This is a genomic window from Arthrobacter mobilis (assembly GCF_012395835.1).
In the GTDB taxonomy this organism is placed as follows: Bacteria; Actinomycetota; Actinomycetes; order Actinomycetales; family Micrococcaceae; genus Crystallibacter; species Crystallibacter mobilis.
In genome coordinates this window covers 191,885-205,345 of record NZ_JAAZSQ010000005.1, presented here as the reverse complement: position 1 = coordinate 205,345, position 13,461 = coordinate 191,885, and the positions used below count along the sequence as shown (strand labels likewise).

Sequence of the window (13,461 nt, the reverse complement as noted above, 5' to 3'; positions counted from 1 at the left end):
ACCACCGGGTCCACCAACATGGTCAAGGTCCACCGCGTCGGTGACCTGGCCGACGCCGGACACCGGCCCCCGCGCGAAAAGGTCGGCCCCTGGCCGGCCACCCGCCCTTCGGCCTGACAGGGAGATCGGATGACCACGCTCGCACCGCTCAGCCAGGGGCTGCCCGGCGCCCAGGCACCGCACGGACACCGCATCGGCATCGACGTCGGAGGCACCGGGATCAAGTACGCGGTGGTGGATACTACCGACGGCACCCTTGCCGGTCCGCTCCGCCAGATTCCCACGCCGCAACCTGCCACCCCCGGCGCCGTCGCGGACCTCCTCGCGCAGCTGGTGGTGGAATTGACGGCCGAGGCCGCCGATCCGCAACCGGCTCTACCGGTCGGGGTGGCACTGCCGGCCATCATCCGGCACGGCGTCGCCCGTTCCGCCGCCAATATCGACCGCGGCTGGATAGGCCTCGACGCCAACGCCCTCTTCGCCCGCAGGTTGCGCCGCCGGACGCAGGTCATCAACGACGCCGATGCCGCAGGCCTGGCAGAAGTCCGGTACGGCGCCGGCCGTGGCAGCACCGGCGTCGTACTGGTCATCACCCTCGGCACCGGTATCGGTTCGGCATTGTTCGTGGAGGGCCGGCTGCTGCCCAATACGGAACTCGGCCATTTGGAAATTGGCGGTTTCCCGGCCGAAACCCGGGCCTCGGCCGTGGCCCGCGAACTGGAAGGGCTCGACTGGAAGGACTACGCCGGACGCCTCCAGCAGTATCTGTCCCATGTGGAGTTCCTGTTCTCCCCCGATTTGATTATCGTCGGCGGCGGAATCTCGGCCCGGTGCCGGGACTTCCTGCCGCACCTGGACCTGCGCACCAGGATCATTCCCGCGGAACTGCGTAATGCGGCCGGAGTGGTGGGGGCCGCCGTGCACGGACTGCAGTGTTGACGCAGGATCCGCGGCGGGCTCGTCCTCCAGGTCCTCCTTGCCCTCGCCCGTCGCAGCCGCCCGGGACGCCCGCTACCGGCCCTGCCGGTCGTGGACGCGCAGCTGCAGCAGGGCCAGCCCGGTCAGCGGCGCGTCAACCCGCAGCGCCTCCGCCCGTGCTGCGAACCGGCCCAGGATGTGCTCGCCCTCGTGCGGCAGGCCGGCGGCGACGTCGCGGTACAGCGACGAGGTAAACACCGAGCCGGGCTCGGTCAGCAGGCGCACGCTCATCGCATGTTCGCCGCCGGGCACGGGGTAGCCGGCCGCGGCAGCCACAGCCTCCGCCTCGGCGATCACGGCCAGCGCGAACTCCTCGCCGCCGGGACAGGCAACGATGTCCCCGACCGGGCCGCGCATCAGGCAGGTGACCACGCCCGCGGCGGTGATGAACGCCCATTTATGCCACATCGACGCGATGATGTCCGGTGCCAGGGAAAGCTCGAAGCCGGGCACGGACAGCTCCCGGTACAGTTCCTCGATGCGCCGGGTGCGCTCCCCCGACTGCTCCCCGATGGCCATCATGGCCATCGGCTTCAGCTGCCGGATGTGGCCCTCTTCGGTCACCGTGGTCACGACCTTTACCAGCCCGCCGAGCACGTGCTCCGCCCCGTACCGCTCGGTGAGCAGGTCAAGGTGCGCCATGCCGTTCAGGAACGGCAGGATCATCGTGCCCGGCCCGACGGCGGGGGCGATCTGCTCCACCACGTTCTCCAGCGCTCCGGCCTTGACGGCCACAATCACCAGGTCGTAGGGGGTGTCCAGTTCCTGGGCCGTGACGGTTTTGACCGGGATCGTTTCGTCCTCGGTCCCGGGGCCGATGATCCTCAAGCCTCCGCGCAGTTCCTTGGCCCGGCGAGGCCGGACCAGGAAGGTCACGTCCCGGCCGGCCTGTACGAGCCGGGCGCCGAAGTAGCCGCCCGTCGCTCCTGCCCCTGCGATCAGTATCCTCATCGTCCGCGCCGCTACACACGGCCCTTGGCAGTGACGGCCGAGGCCAGGCTGGACAGGCCCTTTTCGAAGTCCTTGCCAACCATCTTGTCCATGTTCATGAAGAGCGCGAAGAGTCTGCCAATGCCCTTGCTTTCCCCGGTCATGGTCCAGGTGACGCGAGTTCCCCCGCCTTCGGGAGTGAAGGTGAAGACGGCGGGATTAACTGCCTTCATGGGCTTGGTGAACTCGAGCCGGATGCTGATGGAGCTTGGCTCGTCGGCTTCCTGGATCTCCATGGTGCCCGAGCCGGCTTTCCTGCCGGCCCAGCCGTACCGGGCGCCGACGCCGGATTCGCTGCCGGAATAGCTGCGGGACATGCCCGGGTCGATGGCCTCCCATGGCGACCATGCGGTCCACTTGCGGAAGTCGGCAACAAACGGATAGACCTCGGCCGGCGGGGCCGGGATCAGGGCATTGCGGGTGACCGTGAAGGATGACATGGGGCCAGTCTAGGCGCCGAGGGCCCCGACACGAGCGGAGCGAGTGTTGGGAGACGCCGACGACGCTAGAGGCCGGCGCGGCTGGAGCGCTGCCGTCTCAGATGCAGCTGTCGGGAGGCAGCTTGGGCCGCCCCGGTTTGCGCCGCCACCGAAAGACGGCGGCCGCCACCAGGACAACATAGGATGCAAGCCCGGCGGCGGCCCAGATGAGCAGCCGTACCCACTCCAGGGCGGCGCCGGCGTCGGAGCCGTCCGGGTACCGGGGCAGCAGGGCCGCCTCCACGGCCGCGCCGACCGGAACCATGAGCCCGGCCAGCAGGCCCGCCAGTCCCGGGCGGCCGATCCGGCTGCCCACGGTGCCAAGGACCACCCCGAAGAAGACCATGGGGGCCCAGCCAAGGCGCAGCTCGCGCCACAACGCACCAAGCGGCACCCGGTACAGCAGCGAATCCATCCCGTAGTAGGCCGCCGTGGCCGCCACCAGCGCCAGCACCCCGGCCGCAGCCCCTGCCGCCCGTGTGCCGACCAGCCAGCCTGCCGCCACCGCCGCACCGGCCCAGACCCAGCCGGCGTCAGCCACCACGGCGGCAGCCGACGCGACCTGGAGCAGCGGCCGTCCCGCCTCCGCCACCATCCCGGCGAGCAGCCCGGAGGGAGCCGCCGCCGCGTTGGCGACGGAGGCGGCGACGCCCACGCCCGCCCCGACGGCGAGGCCGGCGGTGATCTTTCGCGGACGCTTCACCGGGCAAGCTTAGGGACCGGTACCGACAGTCAGCGCCGGCCGGCGGCGGGTGCTACCTCCCGTCCCGGTAATCGGCAGCCTCCAGCCGGCCGCCGACGGCGATGTGCGTCTCCGCACCGGGTACCCGGTCTGTATTCTGCGCCGCGACGGCGACCCAGCCGCCGTCGCGCTTTTCGGCCACGAAGATGAGCACCCCGCTGCGGGCTCCGGCCTCGCGGCCGCGGTGGGCGGTTTGTCCGGTGAGCGTCCACGTGGCGTGGACGACGGCGGCCCGGTCGCCCAAGCGGCGTACCCGGACCCGGCCAAGCGTCATCCTCGCGCCGGCGAAGATCCGGCGGAAACCCTCGGCGTGCGCGCGGCGGATGCGTTCGCGGCTTCGCCACCACAGTCCGACGACGTTGACGAAGTCCGCATCGTCGGCGAACAAAGCGGCAATCCCGTCCGCGTCGCCCTGGTTCCACGCCTGCGCGAATCCGCGCGCGATATCCTCCGGCTCCTCGACCACGCAGCGTTCCTCCGTCCATGCTTCCGGTTCAAGTATCGCGGCACCGGAAGCGAGCAGCTTTACCGCCGGCCTGCATCTGCGCCCACCCGGAACGGCATAATCGAAACTGCGGCCCAAACGGTGCGCGCAGACCAAGCCATGCAGGAGGCAGCCGGTGCAGGAGAAGCTGTGGAGCAGGAACTTCGTGCTGGCGATCGGCGCGAACCTGTTCATCTACATGGTGTTCTACCTGCTGATGACCTCCATGGCGCTCTATGCGGCGCAGCGGTTCCAGGCCGCCGACAGCGTCGCCGGCTTCGCCTCCAGCGCCTTCATCATCGGGGCCCTTCTCTCGCGCTTCTTCGCCGGGCCGCTGCTGGACACCGCCGGCCGGCGCCGGGTCCTGGTGGTGAGCCTGGCCGTGTTCACGGCAGTGTCCCTGCTCTACATTCCGGCCAGCTCGCTGGCCCTGCTGCTGGTGCTGCGCCTGGTCCACGGGGTCGCCTTCGGGATAGGCCACACCGCTGTCACCGCCGGCGCGCAGGCGTTGATCCCGGCGGCCCGGCGCGGTGAAGGCACCGGCTACTTCACGATTTCCACCTCGGTGGCCACGGCCCTGGGGCCGCTGCTGGCGGTGCTGCTTTCGGCCGGCGGCGATTACGACGGCGTGTTCCTCTTCTGCGCAGCCTGCTCGGCGGCCGCGTTCGCCGTCTCGCTCTTCCTGCGCCTGCCCGCACGGCAGCCGGCCGGCCAGCCGGCCGCCACCGCAGTCGCCGGCGGCCCGGGCGGCAAGCAGCGGGCGTGGACACCGCGGACGGTGCTGGACAGGATTGTCGAGCCGGCGGTCCTGCCGATCGCCAGCGTGATGCTGGTCGGCTGCCTGGCCTATTCCGGGGTGCTCTCGTTCCTGACCTCGTATGCCGAGCAGCGCGGCGCCGCCCCGGCCGCCGCGCTGTTCTTCCTGGTCTTCGCCGCGGCCGTGCTCACGTCGCGCCTTTTCGCCGGGCGGATCCAGGACCGCCGGGGTGCCAACATCGTGATGTATCCGGCGCTGGTAGTCTTCGCTGCCGGGCTCGCGCTGCTGGCTCCCGGGGTGTCGATGTGGAATGTGGTTGGCTCAGGCGTGCTGACCGGCCTCGGCTTCGGCACCCTGATGCCGTGCACCCAGGCCATCGCGGTGAACCAGGTGCCCGAACGGCGGCTGGGCACCGCCGTCGCCACCTTCTACCTGATGCTCGACGTCGGCACCGGCTTCGGCCCGGTGCTGCTGGGCCTGCTGGTGCCGTTCACCGGGTTCGAAGGCATGTACGTCTGGCTGGGCGTGCTGATGCTGGCCTGCATCGGCCTGTACTACGCCGTGCACGGCAGGAAGCGCCAGGCGCCCGTTCCCGCCTGACCGGCCCCGGGCGGCACGCGGGCCCGGACAGGGCAGCCCTAATACATGTATTCGGCGGTCACGAGGATGGGCAGGTGGTCGGACTCGCCCTGGGGCAGCGTCTCCACGCTCTGGATGTCCAGTCCCAGGGACGTGGCGAAATCGAAGTGCCCCTTGAACAGCTTGTAGCGGCTGTACGTCCGGCGGTTGCTGAGGGTGAGTTCGTAGCCGGTTTCCTTCAGGTGCCGCATCAGGCTCCTGGTGAAGAACGGGTAGTTGAAATCCCCCATCATCAGCGTCATGTTCTCCCCGCCCAGGCTGAGCAGGGCCTCGTGGCCGGCCCGGATCTGGTTGCGGCGCAGCGAATTCGACGCCGTCAGCGGCGCGGCGTGGAAGGAGCCGACGGCGATCTCGTGCTTGCTTTCGTGGTCGACCAGCCGCACCCCGATCAGCCGCTCATGGGCCGGGGCCAGCACATAATCATGCATGGACTTCTTCAGTTCGAAGGCCTTGGTCTCCTTCGCGGCGAAGCGCTCATCATGGTAGTAGATGGCCAGCCCGAGCCTGTTGCCCTTGGTCGAATCGGCCAGCTCCAGGTGGCCGAGGGTATGCGGCAGCTTCCCGGTGTCGGCCTCCTGGAGGCACAGCACGTCGACCCCGTAACGTTCGGTCAGGTCGACAAGCTCTGCGCTCGCACTGTGCTTGCGGAGGTTGTAGCTGATGGCTCTCAACAAAGCGGTCACTCCTTGCGGTGCGAGCAGTAGCGTGCGTCCCGAGCTTATCCGTTTTACCGTGCGTGCGGCAGTCAGGCCTCGACGATGATGGTCGTGACCACCGGCTTGCGGCGCAGCGACCGGTCGGACCAGCGCACCAGGGCGTCGGCAATGGCGCGTTCGGCCTCCGGGCCGGTCTTGTCCCGCCTGAGCCCGGCCAGGGTCTTCTCCACGATCTCTCCGGCCTTGTCCAGGTCCTTGTCCGCGAGAGTGAACCCGACGGGGAAGAACTCCGGATCCTCCTCCAGCTTCCCGCTGTCCGGGTTGACGATCGCCAGCACGGTGACGGCCCCGTCCTCGGCCAGGCGCAGCCGGTCCTGCAGGGATTCCTCCGTGGCGGCGCCGGGAACCATGTCCTCGACGTACACGTAGTTGGCCGGAACGCTGCCGCTGACCTGGGCCACGCCGTCCTTGAGGTCAACGACGGTGCCGTCCTCGACGATCAGCGCGCGTTCGGGGTCGACGCCGGTGCGGACCGCCAGTTCGGCGTTGGCCTTCAGGTGCCGGTGCTCGCCGTGCACGGGCATCACGTTGCGCGGCCGGACCAAGTTGTAGCAGTAGACCAGCTCGCCGGCGCTGGCGTGCCCGGAGACGTGGACCTTGGCGTTGCCCTTGTGCACCACGTTGGCACCGCGCTTGGTCAGGTCGTTGATCAGGCGGTAGATGGCCGACTCGTTGCCGGGCACCAGGGAGCTGGCCAGCAGCACGGTGTCGCCCTCGGTCAGGTCGATCACGTGGTCGCCACCGGCCATGCGTGCCAGCGCAGCCATCGGTTCGCCCTGGGAGCCGGTGCAGATGATCACGGCCTTGGTCGGCGGCATCTTCTCGAGCTCCTTGAAGTCGATCAGGATGCCGCGCGGCACCTTCAGGTAGCCCAGCTCGCGCGCCGTCGTCATATTGCGCACCATCGAGCGGCCGACAAAGGCCACCTTGCGCCCGTACTTGTGCGCGGCGTCGATCACCTGCTGAATGCGGTGCACATGGCTGGCAAAGCTGGAGACGATCACCCGGCGCGGCGCCGTGCGCATCACCGTGTCGATCGCCGGCAGCAGCTCCTGCTCGGATGCCATGAAGCCGGGGACCTCCGCGTTGGTGGAGTCCGGCAGGAACAGGTCCACGCCTTCCTCGCCCAGCCGGGCGAACCCGGCCAGGTCGGTGATCCGGCCGTCCAGCGGGAACTGGTCCATCTTGAAGTCGCCGGTGGCCAGCACCAGCCCGGCGCCGGTGCGGATGGCCACCGCCAGGCTGTCCGGAATCGAATGGTTGACGGCCAGGAACTCCAGGTCGAAGGGCCCGAACTTCTTCCGGTCGCCCTCCTTGACCTGGATCATCTTGGCGGTGATCCGGTGTTCCTGCAGCTTGGTCTTGACGAAGGCCAGCGTCAGCTTGGCGGAGATCAGCGGGATGTCCCGGCGTTCCTTGAGCAGGTACGGGACTGCGCCGATGTGGTCCTCGTGGCCGTGGGTGAGGACCAGGCCGACGACGTCGTCGAGCCTCTCGCGCAGGTAGGAGAAGTCCGGCAGGATCACATCCACGCCCGGGTGGTGCTCCTCGGGGAAGAGCACGCCGCAGTCGACGATCAGCAGCTTGCCGCCGTATTCGAACACCGTCATGTTCCGGCCGATCTCGCCGAGGCCGCCCAGCGGCACAATGCGCATCGCCCCCTTGGCGAGCGCGGGCGGCCCGGCCTTCGTGGAGGCGGTCTTGGCGTGGTGGTGTCCGGTCCTGGTCATGCAATCCATTCTCTACGGCGTACGGCGGGCGGCAATGCCCGGAGCCGGATTACCGGCGGTGTTTTGTCCTGATGCCGGGAGGTCCTGCGACGAACCGGCGGCCTGTCCCGCGGCATCACAGGACGGCATGCTGACGTCTGACTTTACCACCGCATTTCCGGCCCGTCCCTGCCGGCTGCTGTTAGGCGTCGCGGCGCCGTGGCTCCTGGGCCTGGTCATCGTCCGCAATGACGGCCGGCTCCAGCTGGGCAGGCCCGGGCACCGGCAGCAGTTCGTCCCCGTCAAGTCCAGGCGCTTCTCCGCGTGCCGGGTCCGTACGCCGCAGCTGCCGCAGGCGCACCAAGGCAGTGGCCGCGATGGCGCACCAGGCGACGTTGGTGGCCACCGAAGGCCAGGCCCCGTGGTAGGCGCCGTTGACAATCATGGCAACGGAACCGGCCAGATTCGCCGTCTGGAAGAGCCTGCCGTTCTGGATCCGGCCCATGGAGAAAAGCAGGTAACCGGCCAGCACGGCCACGGCGCCAAGCCAGCCGGAGACTTCAGCCAGGAAGGCCATCAGGGTGTTGTCCTGTCGGATTGTCGGGAGAGCCGGGGCCGCGGCGTGGAGAACCGGCGGCTCCGGCGGGTCTGGTTCGCCGATCATACCGGTTGCTGCCCGGTGTCAGGACCATAGGCGCCGCGGGCCGGGCAGCGCGCCGTGGATTATGGATTTCCGGCGCGCCTGCCGCTTGCCGGACAGGTGCGGAATCGAGCTTAACAACGGCGTTTCGCGGGCGTATTTTGGTGGTGTCAAATAACCGATCACCGGCCCTGCCGCATCGGCTGCACGGCGGGCCGGGCAACCGAGTGGAGGTGGCAGCAGTGGCAGGCAGTATTCTCCGCCGCACCGGCATTGACGTTCCGGAACCTTTCCGCCGGTTCCTCGAAGGTGATCTGGAGTCCTGGCTGCGGATCGAGGAATACCGTGAAGGCGGAAACCTGGTGGTCAAGGCCGAGGTGCCGGGCGTGGACCCGGAGAAGGACGTGGACATCACCTTGGTCGGGGACCAGCTGCGGATCGCGGTACGGCGCGAGGAGAAGTCCGAGCACAAGGACAAGGAAGGGTACCGCTCCGAATTCCGCTACGGCAGCTTCTCCCGCACCGTGACCCTGCCGGTCCCGGTGGACCAGAACGAGGTGCGGGCCAGCTACGACGACGGCGTGCTCGAAGTCCGCGTGCCGGTACCCGAGGAGACGGCGACCGCTTCCCGGAAGATCCCGGTCTCCCGCGGCTCTGCAGCATCGGGGCCTGCCGCACCCGGCGGACCCGAAGAAGAGAACAGGTACGTGCGCTAGCCGGGCGGCCAGCATCCGGGCCGGGCCTGGATCCGGGTGGGGAGGCAGCGGCCAGCGGCCTTCCCGCCCGGAAGGCATCCGCCGTGTGCCGGAGCCCGGAACCGGATGGTCCGCCCATGGCTGGCGGCAGGGAGTTGCGGCAGTGGAAGTTGACGTTCCGGACATGGTAATCCGGGGGTGGCACAATGGTTGATCGTTCGCCGTACGGTTCCGACAATGGGGACCGCGGCTCCGCAGCGGCGGGAAATGGCAGGGGCGGGGTTCCGTGGCGCACCGAGGGCGTCCCGGAGCAGCAGGCCGGCGGCGCGCCCGGTCCCGAGGGCCCGCGCAGATGGCTGAGGCCGGTGCTGTGGACGCTCATGCTGTATCTGGGGATCTTCGCGCTGCTGTCCGTCCAGGACCGGCTGAGCGGTCCCCAGATGGTTTCCTATACGGAATTCAAGACGCAGGTCCAGCAGAACAACGTCGCGGAGGTGTTTTCCCGCGGCGAAACCATCGAGGGCACGCTGCGGCAGGAAAAGCCGCTGCCTGGTGTTCCGGGAGTGACCTACCGGCAGTTCGTGACCGAGCGCCCCGCCTTTGCCAATGACGATCTGCTGGCTGCGCTGGAGGAAAACAACGTCACCGTCCGGGCCACACCCGTGGTGCAGGAACGGGGCATCCTGGCCAACCTGCTGATTTCGGTAGCACCGATAGCGCTGCTGGTGCTGTTCTATCTGTGGCTGTTCAAGCGGCAGGCAGGCATGTTCGGGATGGGCGGACTGGGAGCCAACAAAAAATTCGAGCCGGTGGATCCAGGAAAAATCCGCGTCACCTTCAAGGACGTTGCCGGGATCGACGAGGTCGAAGCCGAAATCTCCGAAGTGGTGGATTTCCTCAGGGACCCGCAGAAATACCAGCTGATCGGGGCGAAGCCGCCCAAGGGCGTGCTGCTCAGCGGCCCGCCGGGGACCGGCAAGACCCTGCTGGCCCGGGCCACGGCCGGGGAGGCCGGGGTGGCGTTCTTCCATGCAAGCGCCTCCGAATTCATCGAAATGATTGTCGGTGTGGGGGCCAGCCGGGTCCGCGAGCTCTTCCAGGCTGCCCGAAACGCGGCACCGTCGATCATCTTCATTGACGAAATCGACGCCATTGGCCGCAAACGCGGCGGTTCAGTGGCAGTGGGCGGCCACGACGAGCGCGAACAGACGCTGAACCAGATCCTGACGGAGATGGACGGGTTTTCCTCATCCGAAGGCGTGGTCGTCCTGGCCGCCACGAACCGGCCCGACGTGCTGGATCCGGCGCTGCTGCGCCCGGGCCGCTTCGACCGCACCATCACGGTCCATGCCCCCGACCGTGCCGGCCGGGCCCAGATCCTCCGCGTCCACACGCGCGGCGTCAAACTCGGGCCCGACGTCGATCTGGATGCGGTGAGCAGGGTTACCCCCGGCATGACCGGGGCCGAGCTGGCGAACCTGGTCAACGAGGCCGCCCTGCTGGCGGTCAAACGGTCCCGGGCCGAGGTCACCCAGCGCGATCTGCTGGATGCGCTGGAGAAGGTACAGCTGGGCACCGTGCGCAACGTGGTCATGCCGGCCGAGGAGCGGAAGCGGACCGCCTACCACGAATCCGGCCACGCCCTCCTGGGCATGCTGGAGCCGGGCGCGGACCCGGTCCGCAAGATTTCCATCATTCCGCGCGGCCGTGCCCTCGGCGTGACGCTCTCGACGCCGGACACCGACCGCTACGGCTACGACGAAAACTACCTGCGCGGCCGCATTGTCGGCGCCCTGGGCGGGATGGCCGCCGAAGAGCTCGTCTTCGGCGTGGTCACCACCGGCGCGGAGAGCGACCTGCAGACCAGCACCCATCTGGCACGCATGATGGTCGGCCGCTGGGGCATGTCCGAACGTATCGGCCCGGTGCAGGTGCTGCCCGAGGAAGGGGATCCGCGGGCGTTCGGGGTTTCCGAAGGCATGCTGGATGCGGTCGCCGAGGAAGTCCGGGCCCTGGTGGACCAGTGCTATGAGCGGGCCCGGATGCTGCTGAGCGAGAACCGCTGGCGGCTGGAATCACTGGCCGGGCAGCTGCTGGAGAAGGAAACGCTGGACGAACCGGAGATCTACGCCGCCGCGGGCCTGGAACCGCGTCCCGAAGAGGCCGCAGGCAGCCCTGACGCCGGGCGGACCCTGGCTGGCTGAATCCGGTCTGCCTGTGCCGGCAGCAGCACGTGGACTTATGGCAGGAGGAGCCCCCGGCAGGGATGCGGGAGGAACACAGTCCGCCACGAATGGGCGGCAGGTGCGAAAGCGCATCACGCTTGACCTCCGGAATCCCGCCAGGGGCTCCTCAAAAAATAGTGTGCTGCTGTCATCCGGCCCTGTCAACGGTCCGGCCGGCCCGTGCAGGCCGGCGGGTGCGTACGCGCCGGGCCGGCTCAGCGGTTGAGCTCGTACCCCCAGTCCAGGGCCCTCCCCAGGTGCCGGCGGCTGAAGCCGGGGTGGGCGGCGGCAAGCTCGTCGAGGTGGCGGTCCGCCTTGTCCGGTTCCCAGGCGTAGCTCCACCCGTCCTCGATCAGGACGTTGGAGCGGCAGATGGCCTCGCCGATCTGCTCTGCGGACCACAGGTCGCCGAGCACCTCGTGGAGGTTGACCGGGCCCAGCCCGTCGTCGCGGTGGGGGCGGGCGAAGCGGCGGTTGGCGTAGTGCAGGAAGAACACCGCGTTCAGCACGTCCATCCCCTGGGCCTCGGCGATGTTCCGGGCCCGCCGCTGCACGGCATGGTCCCGGACGTGGTAGTGGGAGGCACTGCGCAACCTGAACTCCCGCTGCCCGGCCTCCGCGGCCCGGCGTTCCTGCCACGTCACCGGGGCGCCGGTCTTTCGGGCATGCTCCCGCCTGACCCGGCGCTTCCGGGCCAGGTCATGGGTCCAGCCGGCGCACAGTCCGAGCCAGGCCCCGATGGCCAGCCAGAGCCACGACCAGGTAGCCAGGGATAGGGCAGCTCCCAGGCCCGCTCCGATCAGCACGTCCTGCTGCAGCGGGCCCAGCTGCTGCCATCTGTTCACGTCCTGAGCCTAGCCCGCACCTGCGTGCTTCCGGAGGCTCAGGTTCCGCAGAAGGTCCGGTACGGGCCGAAGTCCTCCGGGGCGCCCGCGGCGTAGCGCTCCAGACCAGGGCGCTCGTCGTAGGGCGAAGTCACCGCCTCCAGGAGCCGGTGGAGCGGCTCCAGGTCGCCTCCGGTGGCGGAGGCGAGGGCCTCCTCGACCAGGTGGTTGCGGGGGATGTAGGCGGGATTGGTCCGGTCCATCGCCTCGGCGTCCGGCCCCAGGGCCCGCCACCGCTCCACCCAGGCATCGAACGCCGCCGGATCGGGGAACAGGGCCCGCGCGGGTCCGGCATTGCCGCGGGCAGCCGCACCGAGACTGCGGAAGAACGAGGTGTAGTCCACCCGGCCCTGCTGAAGCAGGCCGAGCAGTTCGTCCACCAGCGGCGAGGCCACGTCGTCGCCGACGCCGTCGTGCAGGCCGATCTTGGCCGTCATTCCGGCCAGCCAGGCGGTGCTGTACTGGTGGCGGAACGCGCCGAGCGATTCCACCGCGAGAGCCACTGCCTGCTCCTGGTCCTCGTGGAGGAGGGGCAGGAGGGCCTCGGCGAGCCGGGCGAGGTTCCACTCGGCCACCACCGGCTGGTTGCCGTAGGCGTAGCGTCCGCCCTGGTCGATCGAGCTGTAGACGGTGGCCGGGTCGAAGGCCTCCATGAACGCACACGGCCCGTAGTCGATGGTCTCGCCCGAGATCGTCATGTTGTCGGTATTCATCACGCCGTGGATGAAACCGACGAGCATCCACCGTGCCACCAGCGACGCCTGGGCGGCTGCCACGGCCTGGAACAATGCCAAGTAAGGCTGCCCGGCCTCCGCGGCGCCGGGGTGGTGGCGGCTGACCGCATGGTCGGCGAGGCGGCGCAGGAGGTCGACATCGCCCGTGGCCCGGGCATACTGGAAGCTGCCCACGCGCAGATGGCTGCTCGCCACTCGGGCGAGGACGGCTCCCGGCACCTGGGTCTCGCGGAAGACCGGACGCCCCGTCGCCACCACGGCCAGGGAACGGGTGGTGGGGATGCCCAGGGCGTGCATCGCCTCGCTGACGATGTACTCGCGCAGCATCGGGCCCACCGCGGCCTGGCCGTCACCCCCGCGCGCGAACGGCGTGGCCCCGGAGCCCTTGAGGTGGACGTCGCGAAGCCGGCCTTCGGCGTCGGTGAGCTCCCCCAGCAGGAGGGCCCGCCCGTCGCCAAGGCGGGGAGCGTACCAGCCGAACTGGTGGCCGGCGTAGGCCTGGGCCACCGGGGTGGCACCGTTGGGGACCAGGTTGCCGGTCAGCAGCAGCAGCCCCTCGGGGCTGCGCAGCCAGGCGGGATCAAGGCCCAGCCCGGCGGCCAGCGGCTCGTTGAGCACGAGCAGCCGCGGGTCGGGGGCCTCCTCCGCCTGCCAGGGAAGGGCCAGCTCCGCAAACTCCCGGGCGAAGCGGCCGTCAAAGATGACCGTGGATTCGGCTGCGGCACTCATTCATCAAGGATACCTGCGGCACGGTGATCGGTGTCACTGCCCGGTCCCTCGGGACCGCCC

The 13,461-nt window shown here is 69.3% G+C and carries 13 protein-coding genes; 4 read left to right on the top strand and 9 right to left on the bottom strand.

What is annotated here, in order from left to right:
* Positions 1 to 129 precede the first annotated feature (129 nt).
* Entirely contained in the window at positions 130 to 939 is an 810-nt protein-coding gene (gene ppgK, locus HGG74_RS08040) for a polyphosphate--glucose phosphotransferase (RefSeq protein WP_168485825.1), read from the top strand.
* A 72-nt stretch (positions 940 to 1,011) separates the two neighbouring features.
* Here the strand turns inward: ppgK and HGG74_RS08035 are convergent, their stop codons facing one another.
* The 4 genes from HGG74_RS08035 to HGG74_RS08020 form a co-directional block, all read right to left on the bottom strand.
* Positions 1,012 to 1,929: a ketopantoate reductase family protein gene (locus HGG74_RS08035; RefSeq protein ID WP_168485824.1), complete on the bottom strand. Its 918-nt coding sequence runs from the start codon at positions 1,927 to 1,929 to the stop codon at positions 1,012 to 1,014.
* An 11-nt stretch (positions 1,930 to 1,940) separates the two neighbouring features.
* On the bottom strand, positions 1,941 to 2,408 hold the full coding sequence (locus tag HGG74_RS08030; RefSeq protein WP_168485823.1) for an SRPBCC family protein: 468 nt from the start codon (positions 2,406 to 2,408) through the stop codon (positions 1,941 to 1,943).
* Positions 2,409 to 2,505: 97 nt separating this feature from the next.
* Positions 2,506 to 3,150, bottom strand: a complete 645-nt coding sequence (locus tag HGG74_RS08025) for a hypothetical protein (RefSeq protein ID WP_168485822.1) — start codon at positions 3,148 to 3,150, stop codon at positions 2,506 to 2,508.
* Positions 3,151 to 3,202: 52 nt separating this feature from the next.
* Positions 3,203 to 3,655, bottom strand: coding sequence for an SgcJ/EcaC family oxidoreductase (locus HGG74_RS08020; RefSeq protein WP_312856784.1), 453 nt, complete (start codon positions 3,653 to 3,655; stop codon positions 3,203 to 3,205).
* 154 nt (positions 3,656 to 3,809) lie between these two features.
* Between HGG74_RS08020 and HGG74_RS08015 the strand changes: the two genes are divergently transcribed.
* Positions 3,810 to 5,030, top strand: coding sequence for an MFS transporter (locus HGG74_RS08015; protein WP_312856783.1), 1,221 nt, complete (start codon positions 3,810 to 3,812; stop codon positions 5,028 to 5,030).
* A 38-nt stretch (positions 5,031 to 5,068) separates the two neighbouring features.
* Here HGG74_RS08015 and HGG74_RS08010 read toward each other — a convergent pair whose 3' ends face one another.
* The 3 genes from HGG74_RS08010 to HGG74_RS21160 form a co-directional block, all read right to left on the bottom strand.
* Positions 5,069 to 5,740, bottom strand: a complete 672-nt coding sequence (locus tag HGG74_RS08010) for an endonuclease/exonuclease/phosphatase family protein (RefSeq protein ID WP_168485820.1) — start codon at positions 5,738 to 5,740, stop codon at positions 5,069 to 5,071.
* Positions 5,741 to 5,814: 74 nt separating this feature from the next.
* Positions 5,815 to 7,515: a ribonuclease J gene (locus tag HGG74_RS08005; RefSeq protein WP_168485819.1), complete on the bottom strand. Its 1,701-nt coding sequence runs from the start codon at positions 7,513 to 7,515 to the stop codon at positions 5,815 to 5,817.
* Positions 7,516 to 7,696: 181 nt separating this feature from the next.
* Complete coding sequence (locus HGG74_RS21160; protein ID WP_205761566.1) at positions 7,697 to 8,071, bottom strand: CBU_0592 family membrane protein; 375 nt, start codon at positions 8,069 to 8,071, stop codon at positions 7,697 to 7,699.
* Positions 8,072 to 8,376: 305 nt separating this feature from the next.
* Between HGG74_RS21160 and HGG74_RS07995 the strand changes: the two genes are divergently transcribed.
* Positions 8,377 to 8,850: an Hsp20/alpha crystallin family protein gene (locus HGG74_RS07995; RefSeq protein ID WP_312856782.1), complete on the top strand. Its 474-nt coding sequence runs from the start codon at positions 8,377 to 8,379 to the stop codon at positions 8,848 to 8,850.
* Positions 8,851 to 9,035: 185 nt separating this feature from the next.
* Entirely contained in the window at positions 9,036 to 11,033 is a 1,998-nt protein-coding gene (gene ftsH / locus HGG74_RS07990) for an ATP-dependent zinc metalloprotease FtsH (RefSeq protein ID WP_168485817.1), read from the top strand.
* Between the two features lie 236 nt (positions 11,034 to 11,269).
* Here the strand turns inward: ftsH and HGG74_RS07985 are convergent, their stop codons facing one another.
* The gene (locus HGG74_RS07985; RefSeq protein ID WP_168485816.1) at positions 11,270 to 11,899 is read right to left on the bottom strand and encodes a hypothetical protein; all 630 of its coding nucleotides are present in this window, start codon (positions 11,897 to 11,899) and stop codon (positions 11,270 to 11,272) included.
* A gap of 38 nt (positions 11,900 to 11,937) precedes the next feature.
* The gene (locus HGG74_RS07980; protein WP_168485815.1) at positions 11,938 to 13,401 is read right to left on the bottom strand and encodes a protein adenylyltransferase SelO; all 1,464 of its coding nucleotides are present in this window, start codon (positions 13,399 to 13,401) and stop codon (positions 11,938 to 11,940) included.
* Positions 13,402 to 13,461: the final 60 nt, after the last annotated feature.

Excerpts from the sequence above, each read along its gene's own strand:
- ftsH (WP_168485817.1), top strand. The coding sequence starts at position 9,036 with ATGGTTGATCGTTCGCCGTACGGTTCCGACAATGGGGACCGCGGCTCC.
- ppgK (WP_168485825.1), top strand. The coding sequence starts at position 130 with ATGACCACGCTCGCACCGCTCAGCCAGGGGCTGCCCGGCGCCCAGGCA.
- HGG74_RS08035 (WP_168485824.1), bottom strand. The coding sequence starts at position 1,929 with ATGAGGATACTGATCGCAGGGGCAGGAGCGACGGGCGGCTACTTCGGC.
- HGG74_RS08005 (WP_168485819.1), bottom strand. The coding sequence starts at position 7,515 with ATGACCAGGACCGGACACCACCACGCCAAGACCGCCTCCACGAAGGCC.
- HGG74_RS21160 (WP_205761566.1), bottom strand. The coding sequence starts at position 8,071 with ATGGCCTTCCTGGCTGAAGTCTCCGGCTGGCTTGGCGCCGTGGCCGTG.
- HGG74_RS08030 (WP_168485823.1), bottom strand. The coding sequence starts at position 2,408 with ATGTCATCCTTCACGGTCACCCGCAATGCCCTGATCCCGGCCCCGCCG.
- HGG74_RS07980 (WP_168485815.1), bottom strand. The coding sequence starts at position 13,401 with ATGAGTGCCGCAGCCGAATCCACGGTCATCTTTGACGGCCGCTTCGCC.